General features: G+C 73.5%; 9 protein-coding genes and 1 pseudogene. 5 read left to right on the top strand and 5 right to left on the bottom strand.

The window, feature by feature from the left end; genetic code table 11:
- Positions 1 to 41 precede the first annotated feature (41 nt).
- Together FF36_RS10565 and FF36_RS10560 are read left to right on the top strand one after the other, a co-directional pair.
- A complete protein-coding gene (locus FF36_RS10565; protein ID WP_044884835.1) occupies positions 42 to 1007 on the top strand; it encodes a LysR family transcriptional regulator in 966 nt (321 codons plus the stop codon).
- 415 nt (positions 1008 to 1422) lie between these two features.
- A complete protein-coding gene (locus FF36_RS10560) occupies positions 1423 to 2931 on the top strand; it encodes an LCP family protein (RefSeq protein ID WP_063870380.1) in 1509 nt (502 codons plus the stop codon).
- Between the two features lie 240 nt (positions 2932 to 3171).
- Here the strand turns inward: FF36_RS10560 and FF36_RS10555 are convergent, their stop codons facing one another.
- Positions 3172 to 3951, bottom strand: a complete 780-nt coding sequence (locus tag FF36_RS10555) for a hypothetical protein (RefSeq protein WP_044884833.1) — start codon at positions 3949 to 3951, stop codon at positions 3172 to 3174.
- A gap of 600 nt (positions 3952 to 4551) precedes the next feature.
- Between FF36_RS10555 and FF36_RS10550 the strand changes: the two genes are divergently transcribed.
- The 3 genes and pseudogenes from FF36_RS10550 to FF36_RS10545 all read left to right on the top strand — a co-directional run.
- A complete protein-coding gene (locus FF36_RS10550; protein ID WP_242422421.1) occupies positions 4552 to 7071 on the top strand; it encodes a CaiB/BaiF CoA-transferase family protein in 2520 nt (839 codons plus the stop codon).
- A gap of 70 nt (positions 7072 to 7141) precedes the next feature.
- Positions 7142 to 7480: pseudogene (locus tag FF36_RS37640) on the top strand (acetyl-CoA acetyltransferase); the annotation flags it as partial.
- A 1-nt stretch (position 7481) separates the two neighbouring features.
- Positions 7482 to 9505, top strand: a 2024-nt coding sequence (locus FF36_RS10545) for an enoyl-CoA hydratase-related protein (protein ID WP_242422420.1), incomplete at its 5' end; no start/stop codon positions are given.
- Between the two features lie 6 nt (positions 9506 to 9511).
- Here the strand turns inward: FF36_RS10545 and FF36_RS10540 are convergent.
- From FF36_RS10540 to FF36_RS10525, 4 genes are all read right to left on the bottom strand, one after another.
- A complete protein-coding gene (locus tag FF36_RS10540) occupies positions 9512 to 10360 on the bottom strand; it encodes an enoyl-CoA hydratase/isomerase family protein (protein ID WP_082121815.1) in 849 nt (282 codons plus the stop codon).
- A 90-nt stretch (positions 10361 to 10450) separates the two neighbouring features.
- Complete coding sequence (locus tag FF36_RS10535; protein WP_044884830.1) at positions 10451 to 11290, bottom strand: acyl-CoA thioesterase; 840 nt, start codon at positions 11288 to 11290, stop codon at positions 10451 to 10453.
- Between the two features lie 14 nt (positions 11291 to 11304).
- Positions 11305 to 12432 (bottom strand): CaiB/BaiF CoA transferase family protein, encoded by a 1128-nt coding sequence (locus tag FF36_RS10530; protein WP_044884899.1) that lies wholly within the window; start codon positions 12430 to 12432, stop codon positions 11305 to 11307.
- Between the two features lie 138 nt (positions 12433 to 12570).
- Positions 12571 to 13800 (bottom strand): acyl-CoA dehydrogenase family protein, encoded by a 1230-nt coding sequence (locus tag FF36_RS10525; protein WP_044884829.1) that lies wholly within the window; start codon positions 13798 to 13800, stop codon positions 12571 to 12573.
- Positions 13801 to 13833 lie beyond the last annotated feature (33 nt).

The following is a 13833-nucleotide window of genomic DNA, read 5'->3' as shown; positions in this document are numbered from 1 at the left end:
TTTTGACAGCGGGTCGCCGCTCATGGTCCCGTGAGACCGCTATGGAGATCGGACAGCTCAGAGCCTTCGTCACCGTCGCCGAGGAGGGCAACGTCGGCCGCGCGGCGACGCGGCTGCACCTGACTCCGTCGCCGGTCAGCCGCAGCATCCGCGCGCTGGAGCATGAACTGGGCGTGGAGCTGTTCGCCCGCGGCCATCACTCGCTGACGCTCACCGAGGCGGGCCGAGCCGCACTGCCTCGGATCGAGGCGGCGCTGCGCAGTCTGGAGGAGGCGCGCTTCGCCGCCCGCCAGGCCGCCGGCCACGTCGCGCCGCTGCGCCTGGGATCCACCCACTTCGCGCCGCCGCACGTCGTCGACCGCGTCGTCGACCGCGTCGTCGCGACCATCACCGCGTTCCCGACCGGCGCGCCGGGCCAGACCCCCACCTCGGACGTCCCGGACGCTCCGAGCGGCGGTCTGGCGGAGCTGGTCCACGGCCCGTCCAGCGAACTGCTGCCGACCCTGGCCCGTGGCGAGCTCGACCTCGCCCTGGTGCACCTGCCCGTCGACGATCCGTCACTGGATGTGCTGCCCCTGGTCACCTACCGGTTCCGCGTCGCGATGCGCGCCGACGATGAGCTGGCGGCCCGCACCTGCCTGTACCTGGCCGACCTGCGCGACCGGGAGATCCTGCTGACCCCCACCCGACTGCAGCCCATCGCCATGCGCCGGCTGCAGGACCGACTGGAGCAGGCGGGTCACGCGCACGTCGTCACCATGCGCGAGCAGGACCTGCTGCTGCTCGCGACCACCATCCGCCGATCCCGTCAGCTCACCCTGACCGGCTCGGCCAACTCCGGGCCCGCCGGACGGGTGTTCGCCGACCCGGCGTTCGCCCTGGTCCCACTGGCTCCCGGCGAGATCGACTTCCAGCTCGGCCTGGTCTGGTCGCGCGCCACGGCCGCCCGTGATCCACGGATCACCGCCGCCGTCGACCACCTGCGCGCCGCGTTCCCGTCCCGGTAGGACCGCCGCGCCGCACTGCGTCGGTCCGGAGTCCCTGCGGGCCGATCCGCCGGGTACGTCAAGCAGGCAGGCCGCCAACGCGTCGACAGACGTCACGGAACGCCGTCGTCATCGAGGTGATCGGCGGATGGATCCCGGCCTGACGCCACCCCCATCGCGCCACGTATACGGGGAATCTCGTCGACACCCCTCAAGGTAAGCCAATAACCCATACGTGTTACTTTCCGCACTACGTCGGACCCTGCCCGCAGGGCCCCTCGAGGAAAGGCGGGAAGTGACCGCACCGCACCTGCAGTACGACGCCGTGGACAGCGCGAGGGTCCTCCCGCCCCGGTTGGATCCGCGGGGGTCAGGACCCGGCCGGTCGGGACGTGGCGCGGGGCCCGGCGGGCCTCCCCCCCGGCGCCGACGCGGGTTGCTGGCCTTCCTCTCTCTCGTGTCCTGCTGCGTGCTGCTGGTCACGGTCGGCGGCTGGGCCGCCTACTCGTTCATCAACGGCAAGGTCAACCGCATCGATCTCGGCCTCTCCGACGGCGGCTCGAGCGGGGTGGGGGTGGCGAACTACCTGCTGGTCGGCACCGACAGCCGGGCCGGCACCGGTGGGGAGTACGGCGACGTCGAGGGGCAGCGCTCCGACACGACGATCCTCGCCCACCTGGACAAGGACGGGACCACGACGATGATCTCGTTCCCCCGGGACATGTACGTGACGATCCCCGAGTACACCGACACGAACGGCAAGCGCCACGCGTCGACGAAGGACAAGTTCAACGCGGCCATCTCCTCGGGCGGCCCGCCGCTGCTGGTCAGGACCATCGAGAGCCTCACGGGCATGCAGGTGGACCACTACATCTCGATGGACCTGCAGGGCTTCAAGAAGATCACCGATGCCATCGGCGGCGTCGAGGTCTGCATCAAACCGTCGAACGCGCCGCCCCAGCGCTTCCAGGACGACAACGGCCGGTGGCGGGTCAGCACGAACACCAACGACCCGATGAGCGGCTTCCGCGGAGGCCCGGGAACCATCCAGGTCAACGGGGACCAGGCGTTGGCCTTCGTCCGCCAGCGCCACGGCCTGCCCGCCGGCGACACCGACCGGATCAGCCGCCAGCAGCAGTTCATCGGCGCCATGTTCCACAAGATCATGAATGGCGACACGCTGTCGAATCCCATCAAGGCCGAACGGCTGGTGTCGACCGCGGCGGGCGCGCTCACCCTCGACGAGCACACGACCATCGCCGACCTGCGCGGCCTCGCGACCCGCATCAAGGGCCTCACCAACGGCGGGATCCGGATGCAGACCGTGCCCACCCACGCCCCGACCCGCGCCGAGGGCGCCGTCGACGACATGGGCGACATCCGCCTGCACGGCACCCGCGCGTCGGTGCAGTTCTACCAGCCCGACGACCTGCTGCGGATCGTCAGCCCACTCGGCGGCCGCGTCGAGGGCGCCAGCTCCTCGGGCGACGCGGGCGCGGGCGCGGGCCCCGCGCTCGCCCCGGGCGCCACCGCGGCCCCGTCGCAGGTGCGCGTCACCGTCTACAACGGCTCCTCCCGCTCCGGGCTTGCCTCCCAGGTCACCGGCGCGCTGACCAGCAAGGGCTTCCACGCGCGCAACGCCGGCAACGCCTCGGCGCTCACCCACGTGACGTCCCGGGTCATCTACGGACCGGGCCAGGATGCCGAGGCGCGCACCGTCGCCGCGGCTGTGCCGGGATCGAGCGTGCTGGCCGACTCCAGCGTGACCGGCGTCCAGCTCGTCCTCGGTTCCGGGTTCACCGAGGTCGTCACGCCGAGTGTCTCGTCGAGCGTCGGGACCTCCGGCGCCGCCCCAGCCCCGGCGGCCGGAACCGCGGCCGGCGGCGCGACGGCCGGCGTCCAAGGCCCGACCGCCCCGCCCGAGGCCCCCACCTGCACCTACTGACCAATCCCGCGCGGCCGGCGACATCGTCGCCGGGCCATTACCCCGGACATTCCTCGGGCAATGCGAAAACGGGCAATGGGAAAACTGCGACCGGATCCCATTGACGATTGGCCGAAAGTGCACCGGCGGCCACCCCGAAAAGGTAATGACGACCGCCTTACCGGCGGTTCTTCCGCGCCGGAAATCGCACGCCGAGTACGGGGCCGGCGGCGGGGGTGTCCGCGCGTCCGCTCGCCCGCGTCAGCGGCCGCCCACCGGGGTCGGGTGGGGCACCTCGGAGGGCGTGAACACCCGGCCGCGCTCGGCGGCGGCGACGAGGGTGAGCACGCCGTCGCGCCAGACGGGTCGCACGTGGTTGCGGGTGCGCAGGAGGTCCGACCGGCGGGGCTCCGCCTGCCCGGTGGGCACGACGACCCGGCCCACCGCGGTCTGCCCGAGCACGGTCTCCACCAGCACGGTGCCGCGCAGTCGGCCGACCCCCGGGTAGACGACGGCTCGCCCGCCCTGCCGGCCGGCGTGGTCCGCGACGGCCTGCGCGGCGCCGTCCGCGAGCTCGGGCGGCCCGATCCGCTCAGCCCCGCAGGCCAGCCCCACCGGCCCCGAGACCAGCGCACCGATGCCGAGGAACTCGACCATCGGCCCGGCCACCGCACCGGGCGCGCCGGCGCTGTCAAGCCCGCCGACCAGGTGTCCCGCGACCAGGTGTCCCCCGATCGGGTGCCCCCCGACCGGGTCTGCCCCGACCAGCGCGGCCGCGGCGGCGCGTCGGGCCGCCGCCAGCTCCACGATCGCGAGCTCACCGGCAAGGTGCGCCACGCGCCGCCAGCTGCCCGGCTCGCGCCACGTCGGCGGCAGCGCGAACGACAGGGCCACGTGTACACGGTGCGCGTCGACGAGGTGGGTGCAGGCGACGGTGTCCCCCGGCAGGTCCAGCAGCTCCACCAGCCGGTGGATCAGCAGGTCGGCGTCGTGCAGGGAGGCGCAGCCGGCGTCGACCCCGACGATGAGCGACCCGGTCATCGCGCGGGCGCCAGCACGGCCGGCGCCGCGGTGTCGGGCGGCGTCAGCCCACCGGCCGCGGCGGCCGGGCCCGGACGCCGACGCCCACCGCGACGATCCGCCCGGTGCTCGTGATCCCCCATGTCGATCCTTTCGATGACCGCCGCGCCGCACGTGAGCATCCGGCGCGCCGAGCAGAGGGTGGCAGCGCTGGATGAACGTCCGGCCAACAGGAGAGGGCCACACCGTTGTGACCACATCCTTTTTAGTCAGAAAACGGCAATGCGACTCGTTCCGTAGCCCATCTCGGCTATGACAAAGAGGCCGTTCCTAGTCACCTCACCTTTTGGTCAGTAGTTCCACGGATTCCGCCGGCCGATGGGGGACCACGATCGGGGGGGCGAGCCGGCGGCGCGCCACCGTGCGTCCGGTGGCACGCCCAGTCGGCACGCAACGCAATGGCGTCGACGCGACTACCGGGTGTTCGCTGGATCCGGCGCACACGATCGAGCGACGGCTCGGCCGGCAGGCGGGGATTCGTCCCCGCTCAGACCTCCTGCCAGCCGAGCGGCCAGGCAGCCGCGCGCGGTTCGCACCGCCGGCGCGGCGAAGGGAGACCCCATGACCGGTCGAACTGGGCCCCCCGGCGTGGACCTACCGCTGGCGGGGGTGCGGGTGCTGGACCTGGCGGACGGCCGCTGCGAGTCGACCGGCCGCTACCTGGCCGACCTCGGCGCCGAGGTGCTGCGAATCGAACCGCCGGGCGGCGCGGCGTCGCGACGGGTGGGGCCGTTCACCGAGGACGGGACGAGCCTGTCGTTCGCGGTCCACTCGATCAACAAGCGCGGCGTGGTGGTGGACCTGACCACGGCGGCGGGTCGGGAGCTCCTGGGCACGCTGGCGACGACCGCGGACATCCTGCTGCACACCGCCCGTCCGGACCGGCAGGCGGCGCTTGGCCTCGACCCCGAGGGCCTGCTGGCCGCCCACCCGGGCCTCGTCGTCGTCTCCATCACCGATTTCGGGCTGACGGGTCCGTACCGGGACTGGACGGGCAGCAGCGACGTGCACGTGGCGATCGGCGGCCTGCTGTCCCGCTCGGGTCTGCCCGGCCTGCCGCCGCTGCTGCCGCCGGCGTTCCTGGCCGACGAGTGCGCCGCCGCGCAGGCCGCCTGGGCCGCGCTGGTCGCGTACGCCAGCCGGCTGGACACGGGGCGCGGCGACGTCGTCGACTTCTCGGTGCTCACCGCGGTCGCCCAGGTCCTCGACCCGGGCTACGGCATCTCGGGCAGCGCCCGCGCGGGGGCGACGGTGCGCGACCTCCCGCGGGGGCGACCCGACGCCCGCCACCTGTACCCGATCTTCCCGGCGGCCGACGGCTGGGTGCGGATCTGCCTGCTCGCGGCGCGGCAGTGGCAGGGGATGTTCCGCTGGCTCGGCGAGCCGGCCCAGTTCGCCGATCCGAAATATGACAACATCGGCGTCCGCTTCGCCGCCGCCGGCGAGCTTTATCCGCTGATCGGGAAGCTGTTCGTCGAGCGCACCATGGAGACGATCGTGGCCGAGTCGATCGGGTTCGGCGTGCCCGCCGCCGCCCTGCTCGACGCCGCCGCGACGGTGGCCGGCGAGCACGTCCGCGCGCGGGGGACCTTCGTGCCCGTCGAGGTCGCCCCGGGCGTGACGGTGCCCGTCGCCGACGGCCTGGTGGAGATCGACGGCGTCCGGGCCGGCCGGCGGTACGGCCCGCCGCCGCTCGGCGAGTGCGACCCCACGGTCCTCGCCACCGCCGCGACCACGGCGGCCGCCCCGGGCCCGGGCGCCGGCGTCCCAGGGCTCCCTACCGCGCTCTCGGGGCCGGACACCGGGCGAGCGGACGTCCCAGCCGGTGCGGCGGCGGCACCACGCCATCCGTTCGCCGGGCTGCGGGTGCTCGACCTCGGGGTGATCGTCGTCGGGGCGGAACTGGGTCGGCTGTTCGCCGATCACGGCGCCGAGGTCATCAAGGTCGAGAACAGGGCGTTCCCGGACGGCTCGCGGCAGAACCGCAGCGGCGGGGAGATCAGCGAGAGCTTCGCCTGGGGCCATCGCAACAAGTCGAGCCTCGGGCTGAACCTGCGCGACCCGCGTGGCCAGGCGATCTTCCTGCGGCTGGCCGCGTCCGCCGACGTCGTGCTGTCGAACTTCAAGCCCGGCACGATGGAGTCGCTCGGACTCGGCTACGACGAGCTCGCCCGGGTGAACCCGGGGATCATCGTCGCTGACAGCAGCGCGTTCGGCTCGACCGGGCCGTGGAGCCGCCGCCTCGGCTACGGGCCGCTGGTGCGGGCCACCGCCGGTCTCAGCAAGCTGTGGCGCTACCCGGACCTCCCGGACGGGTTCTGCGACGCGATCACGATCTACCCCGATCATGTCGCCGCCAGGGTGAGCGCGGTGGCGGTGCTGGCGCTGCTGCTGCGCCGGCGGCGCACCGGCCGCGGCGGCACGATGAGTGCCGCCCAGATCGAGACGATCTTCTACCAGATGGGGGTCGGTCTCGCCGAGGAGTACCTGCGCCCGGGGTCGGTCCGCGCGGAGGGCAACGACCGGCGCGGCGACGCCCCACGCGGGCTGTTCGCCTGCGCCGGGGACGACGAGTGGTGCGTCGTCGACGTGAACGCCGGCGGCGACGGCGACGGGACGTTCGGCCGGCTCGCCGACGTCGTGGGCGAGCCGCGGTGGCGGGACGACCCCCGGTTCGCCACCGCGGCCGGCCGCGACGCCCACCGGGCGGAGATCAACGCCGTGGTGGGCCGCTGGACCGCGGCCCGCACCCCGGCGCAGGCCGCCCGCCGGCTGCAGGAACACGGCGTGCCCGCCGGGCAGATGCTGCGGGTGCACGAGCTGCCGGCCGATCCGCAGCTCGCCGCCCGGCGCCTCCTCGTCGAGCAGGACCAGCCCCAGCTTCCGCCGCCGCTGCTGACGCTGGGCGGTGCGGCCCACTACCGGGACGTCGCCGACCCGCTCGTCGGCCCGGCGCCGCTGGTCGCCGAGCACACCCGCGAGCTGGCCGAACGCCTGCTCGGGCTGTCCCCCGCGGAGGTGGACGAGCTGGTCGCCGCGGGCGTCCTCGAAGCGCCGCGAACCGCTCCACCCGTGCCTTGACGCGGGATCGGCCCGCGCCCGTCCGCGCAGGCAGAGTGACCAGCCACGTTCGGCACAACCAGGAGAAGCGATGAGCGCCCTCGACGGTCTTGATCCCGCGACCCCGGTGCTGGTCGGGGTCGGCCAGCACGCCGAGCAGCCCGGCCAGCCCGGCTACGCGCGGCTGTCCGCGGTGGAGCTGGCGGCGGCGGCGGCCCGGCGGGCGCTCGAGGATGCCGGCATCGATCCGGCCGCGATCGACACGATCGCCGGGGTCCGCCAGTTCGAGATCTCCGGCCCGCGGGCGAAGGCCCCGCTGGGCCGGTCGGACAACTACCCGCGCTCGGTCGCCGCCCGCCTCGGCGCCGACCCGGCGCACGCCGTGCTGGAGGTCGTCGGCGGCCAGTCGCCCCAGCACCTCGTCAACGAGNTCGCCGCCGCGATCGCGACCGGCACCGGACCCGACGTCGTGCTCCTGGTCGGCTCGGAGGCGATCTCCACCACGCGGGCACTCGCCGACGCCCCCGACCGGCCCGACTTCACCGAGCACGTCGGCGGCCAGCTCGACGACCGCGGCTACGGGCTGGCCGGGCTGTCGTCGCGCTACCACGCCGCCCACGGCCTGCTCGGCGCGCCCAGCCAGTACGCGCTGTTCGAGAACGCGCGGCGCGCCCGACTGAAGCTGTCCCGCGCCGACTACGCCCTCGCCATGGGCGCGCTGTTCGCCCCGTTCACGACGGTCGCCGCCGCCAACCCCTACGCCGCCGCCCCCGTCGAACGCGACGCCACCGAACTCGCCACCGTCACCGAACGCAACCGGATAATCGCCGATCCCTACCCACGGTTCGTCGTCGCCCGTGACCAGGTCAACCAGGGCGCCGCCGTCCTGCTCACCTCCGCCGGCACCGCCCGCCGCCTCGGCGTCCCACCCGAAAAACGGATCTTCCTCGCCGGCCACGCCGACCTGCGCGAACGTGACCTGCTCGCCCGCGCCGACCTGTCGGCCAGTCCCGCCGCGGTGCTGGCCGTCCGCCACGCCCTCGACGTCGCCGGCCGCGCCCTCGACGAGATCAGCACCTTCGACCTGTACAGCTGCTTCCCCATCGCCGTGTTCAACATCCTCGACGGCCTCGGCCTCTCCCCCGACGACCCCCGCGGGTTCACCCTCACCGGCGGCCTGCCGTTCTTCGGTGGCGCCGGCAACAACTACTCGATGCACGCCATCGCCGAGACCGTCACCCGCCTGCGCGCCACCGGCGGCCACGGCCTCGTCGGCGCCAACGGCGGCTCGCTGTCGAAGTACTCCGTCGGCGTCTACACCACCACCCCCACGCCCTGGCGGCCCGACGGCAGCGCCACCCTGCAGGCGGAGGTCAACTCCTGGGAGCCCGTCGAGGTGGCGACCCGCGCCGACGGCCCGGCGACGATCGAGACGTTCACCATCACCCACGGCCGCGACGGACGGCGCACCGGCATCCTCGTCGGCCGCCTCGACCACGACCACCGGCGCTTCCTCGCCACCACCGTGCGCGGCGACACCGACCTGCTCGATCTGCTGGCCGGCGAGTCCCCGTTCGGGGAACGGATCTTCGTGCGCGCCACCGCGGACGGCAACCGGGCCGCCGTCAGCCGCGCCGCCCTGACCGCCCTGCTACCCACCCGCAGCCCTGGTTTCCGCGACAGCTACGAGCACATCCTCGTCCGCCGAGACGGCCACCTGCTCGAGGTCACCATCAACCGGCCGCAGGCCCGCAACGCGCTGCATCCGCCGGCGAACACCGAGCTGGCCGAGGTCTTCGACGCCTACTTCGCCGACCCCGACCTGTGGGTCGCGATCATCACCGGTGCCGGGGACAAGGCGTTCAGCGCCGGCAACGACCTGGTCTGGACAGCCAGCGGCAAACGCGGCTCGGTGCCGCTGACCGGCTTCGCCGGGCTCACCAGCCGCCGGGACATGACCAAACCCGTCATCGCCGCCGTCAACGGCTACGCCCTCGGCGGCGGCTGCGAGATCGCCCTCGCCTGCCACCTCGTCGTCGCCGACACCACCGCCCGGTTCGCCCTGAGCGAGGTCCGTGTCGGCCTCGTCGCCGGCGCCGGCGGCCTGGTCCGCCTCCCCCGCGCCCTGCCGCCGAAGCTCGCCACCGAGATGATCCTCACCGGCCGCCGCCTCGACGCCGCCGAAGCCCACGCCCACGGCCTTGTCAACCGGATCGTGCCCGCCGGCACCGCCCTCGACGGCGCCCGCGCGCTCGCCGCCGAGATCCTCGCCGGTTCACCCACCTCGGTACGCGTCTCCCTGCAGATCATGAACGAGACCGCCGGGATCACCGACCCCCACGACGCCGTCGCCCACGACTCCCCCGCCATGGACGATCTTCTTCTCAGCGAGGACATGCTCGAAGGCCTCACGGCCTTCGCCGAGAAGCGCACCCCCCACTGGCGCAACCGCTGACCGCACTCAGCCGTTGGTGTAGGTCGGCGGGCGCTTCTCGCGGAACGCCGAGATCTGCTCGGTGTGGTCGCGGGTGAAGGCGGTCATGACCTGGGTGCGGTTCTCCAGGTCGATGCCGGCCTGCAGGCTGCCGACCTCGAGCTGGCTCCAGGCCACCTCCTTGGTCATCCACACGCCCATCGGGCTGTTCGCCGTGATCTGGGCGGCGATCTCCAGGGCGGCGTCGAGGGTCTCGCCGTCGGGGACGACCCGGCTGACCAGGCCGAGCCGCTCCGCCTCGGCGGCGTCGACGAGCCGGCCGGTGAGCAGCAGCTCGTGTGACCGCCCGGCGCCGATCAGCCGGGGCAGCAGCCAGCTCACCCCGATGTCGCAGCCGGACAGGCCGATGCGGACGAACGCGGCGTTGAACCGGGCGGAGGTGGCGGCGACCCGGATGTCCGCGGCCAGCGCCAGGCCGAATCCGCCGCCGGCCGCCGGCCCGTTCACCGCGGCGATCACCGGCTGTGCGAGGTTGCGCAGCCGGGGGACGAGAGCGGCGATGGCCTGTTGGGTGTGCAGGCGGGCCTGCGGGGAGGCGTCGGCCTCGCCCGCCCGCCTGCCCGGCATGCTGAACAGGTCCAGGCCGGCGCAGAACCCCCGCCCGGCGCCCGTGAGGACCACGACCCGGCAGTCCTCGTCGGCAGCCACGTCGTCGAGGGCATGGTGCAGGTCGCGGATCAGCTCCCCGGACAGTGCGTTGAGCCGCTGCGGCCGGTTCATCGTCAGCACGCGCACACCCGGCGCGGGCTCGGTCACCAGCACCGTGCGGCCCTCGGCCTCGGTGTCACGCAGATACAGATCGCCGTTGAGGTACACGGGCCCGCCCTTCGCTCGGATCGGCCGTCTCGGATCGCCAGCGCCGGCGCCGCGCCTTCGGGCACCGTGGGCGGCGCCGGCCCGGTCGGGTCAGCCCGTCGTCGGGGGCATCGGCCTCGGCCGGCTGGACTCGCGGTGGACGCGGAAGAGCGCCTCCTGGCTCAGGCTCGCGCCGAGGACCCCGTCGGCGGTGTGGATCGTGCCGGAGTACAGCCCGCGTCCCCCCGCCGCCGAGTTCGGGACCAGGTCGAGCAGCACCCAGTCGTCCATCCGGATCGGCCGGTGGAACCAGACGGCGTGGTCGAGGCTCGCGCCCGAGAGGGCCGCGCCGCCGGGGAACGCCGCGAGGCCGGTGAAGGTGTCCGACAGGTACGTCAGGACGCAGGCGTGCAGCAGCCGGTCGTCGGGCAGCGCGACGGTGCTGCGCGCCCACACCCGGGTGGGCCACCCGGAGTCCTCGTAGGGCTGCTTCGGCAGCCGGCCCTCGATCGAGAACAGCCGACCAAAGCGCAGCTGTTCGGCCGTGTCCGGGGCGCCGGCGTCGGGCATCGGGTCGACCTGATGGTCGGCGCCGTCCTCCGGGACCTGGAACGACACCGACATGTTGAAGATGACCTTGCCGCCCTGGACGGCGACGACCCGGCGGGCGGAGAACGACCGGCCGTCCCGGTCCCGCTCCACCCGGAAGATCGTCGGCCGAGAGGCGTCCCCACTGCGCAGGTAGTAGCCGTGCAGGGAGTGCGGGACGCGCCCGGCGGGCACCGTGCGTCCGGCGGCGAGCAGCGCCTGGGCGGCGACCTGCCCGCCGTAGAGGGAGTAGGGGTCCTGGAACACCGTCAGGGCCCGGTAGAGGTCCTGGTCCAGCTCCTCCAGCTCCAGCAGATCGAGAATCGAGGTCGTCGGCTCGGCCGGCGGCGGCACGCTGTTCACATTCGTCTCCTGCGTCAGCCGGCGGTGGCCAGGCCCCAGGCCTGTCTCACCTGAGCGAGGGTGGAACTGCCCACGGCCGGCCCCATCTCGGCGACCCGCCCCGGGGTGCGGGAGAAGCGCGGCGCCGGGGCCGGGGCCACCTCGTCGCCCAGGTCGACGAACACCCCCCGGGCGGCCAGGTGCGGGTGCGCACGAGCCTCCGACCAGCTCAGCACGGGCGCCGCGCAGGCGTCGGTGCCGTCGAACACCTGCTCCCACTCCGCCCGGGTGCGGCTGGCGAACACGGCGGCGAACGCCGCGCGCATCTGCGGCCAGCGGCTGGCGTCGTCCTGGAAGTCCGCCCACTCCGGCAGGCCCAGCAGCTCCACGAGCTTGGCGTAGAACTGCGCCTCGATGGCGCCGACGGAGAACCAGCCGCCGTCGGCGGTCTCGTAGACGTCGTACCAGGGCCGGCCAGTGTCCAGCATGTTCGTGCCCCGCGGCTCGCCCCACTCCTTGCGGGAGATCATCGACCACATCATCGCCGACAGCGACGCCACCCCGTCGACGATGGCACAGTCGACGACCTGCCCCCGGCCGGAGTCGCGGGCCTCGTGCAGCGCGGCGAGGATGCCGACGACGAGGTACAGCGCGCCGCCGCCGAAGTCGCCGACCAGGTTCAGCGGCACCTGCGGCGGCCCGCCCGCCCGGCCGATGGCGCCCAGCGCCCCGGTGATCGCGACGTAGTTGATGTCGTGGCCGGCGGAGCGCGACCAGGGACCCTCCTGGCCCCAGCCGGTCATCCGGCCGTAGACCAGCGCGGGGTTGCGGGCGAGCAGCGCCTCGGGGCCGAGGCCGAGCCGCTCGGTGACCCCCGGCCGGTAGCCCTCGATGAACACGTGCGCGGCGTCGAGCAGTTCCAGCAGCCCGGCGTGGTCGTCGGGGTTCTTCAGGTCGAGCGCGATGGACGGCCGACCGCGGGTCAGCCAGTCGGGCTGCGTGCCCACGGTGGCCGGCTTGTCCACCCGGATGACGTCCGCGCCGAGCTCGGTGAGCAGCGTGGCCGCGAACGGCGCCGGGCCGATGCCGGCCAGCTCGATGACCCGCACGCCGTGCAACGGGCCGTACGCAGCCGCGGGAGTGGGGGTCGAGGTGTCGGGCATCATCGCTCCTTCGGGTGGATCGCACCGACGAGGTGGATCGCGGCTTGCGGGTTGATCACGGCTTCGGGATGGATCATGACTTCGGGTGAAACGGGTCCTCCGCTCGGATCATGCCGTCCCCGCCCGCATGATGCCTGCTCAGCCGGCGGTGGGGACGCCGGAGGCGGCCGGCGCCGGGACGGCCGGAGCAGGTGTCCGAGCCCGCAGGAGACGCCGGGCGATGGCGTGCTTGTGCACCTCGGTCGGGCCGTCGTACAGGCGGAACGCCCGAATGTCCCGGAAGATCATCTCGACGACGGTCTCGTCGGTCACGCCGATGCCGCCGAGGACCTGCACGCAGCGGTCGGCGACGCGGAACAGCTCCTCGGACACGTAGCACTTGACCTTCGACGCCTCATGCCGGCCCTGCTCCCCCTGGTCGAGCAGCCAGCAGGCGCGCCAGATCGCCAGCCGGCAGTTGTCCAGCGCGATCTCGTTGTCCGCGAGCTGGAAGCCGACGCCCTGGTGCTCCCCGATCGGCCGGCCGAACGCCGTGCGGGTGCGGGCGTGCTCGACGGCGATGCTGTGCGCCCGGTCCGCCGCGCCCAGCCAGCGCATGCAGTGCGTCAACCGGGCCGGGGTGAGCCGGAGCTGGGCGTAGCGGAAGGCGTCGCCGGGCGTGCCGAGCACCGCCGAGGCGGGCAGCCGCAGGTCACGGAAGTTCACCACGCCATGTCCCTCGACGTAGTTGCGGTCCATGGTGTTCATGACCCGCTCCACCTCGATGCCGGGTGTGTCCCCCCGGGTGAGGAACAGCGTCGGGCCGCCCAGCCCGTCGGCGCCGGGGGCCAGCCGAGCCATGATGATCCAGGTCTGCGCGCCGTTCGCCCCGGTGATCAGCCACTTGCGCCCGTTGAGCACGTAGTCGTCGCCATCGCGGACGGCCTCGGTGAGCAACTGGTTCGGGTCGGAGCCGGCGCCGCCGGGCTCGGTCATCGCGAACACCGAGCGCGCCCCGCCCTCGATGACCGGCCGCAGGAACTCCTCCTGCTGTTCCGGGTCGGCGATCTTCGCCAGCAGCCCCATGTTCGCCTCGTCCGGGGCGGCGCAGTTCATCGCCACCGGCCCGAGCGTCGACCAGCCGGCCGCCTCGTAGACCACCGCCTGCTCGACGTGGGTGAGCTCCCGGCCGCCGAACCTCCTTGGTGCCTGGATGGTCAGCAGGCCGGCCTTGCGCGCCAGCCCCACGAGGTCCTGGCGCAGCTCGTCGGTGGGGCCGTGCGCGGTCAGCCGCGGATCGCGCTCGAACGGCACGATCTCGTTGTCGACGAACGACCGCACCCGCTCGCGGAGATCCACCAGTTCCTGCGGCAGACTGAAATCGATCATGATTCTTCCCTGCGGTCTCGTCGGAATGTTCCT

This window comes from Frankia torreyi, assembly GCF_000948395.1.
GTDB classification, from domain to species: Bacteria; Actinomycetota; Actinomycetes; order Frankiales; family Frankiaceae; genus Frankia; species Frankia torreyi.
Note: the sequence above shows the minus strand (reverse complement) of the source record. Positions and strands in the feature narration are given on the sequence as shown.

What these genes read in the sequence shown, in the direction of transcription:
- FF36_RS10565 (WP_044884835.1), top strand. Translation starts at nt 42, where the DNA reads ATGGAGATCGGACAGCTCAGAGCCTTCGTCACCGTCGCCGAGGAGGGC.
- FF36_RS10555 (WP_044884833.1), bottom strand. Translation starts at nt 3,951, where the DNA reads ATGACCGGGTCGCTCATCGTCGGGGTCGACGCCGGCTGCGCCTCCCTG.
- FF36_RS10550 (WP_242422421.1), top strand. Translation starts at nt 4,552, where the DNA reads ATGACCGGTCGAACTGGGCCCCCCGGCGTGGACCTACCGCTGGCGGGG.
- FF36_RS10530 (WP_044884899.1), bottom strand. Translation starts at nt 12,432, where the DNA reads ATGCCCGACACCTCGACCCCCACTCCCGCGGCTGCGTACGGCCCGTTG.
- FF36_RS10525 (WP_044884829.1), bottom strand. Translation starts at nt 13,800, where the DNA reads ATGATCGATTTCAGTCTGCCGCAGGAACTGGTGGATCTCCGCGAGCGG.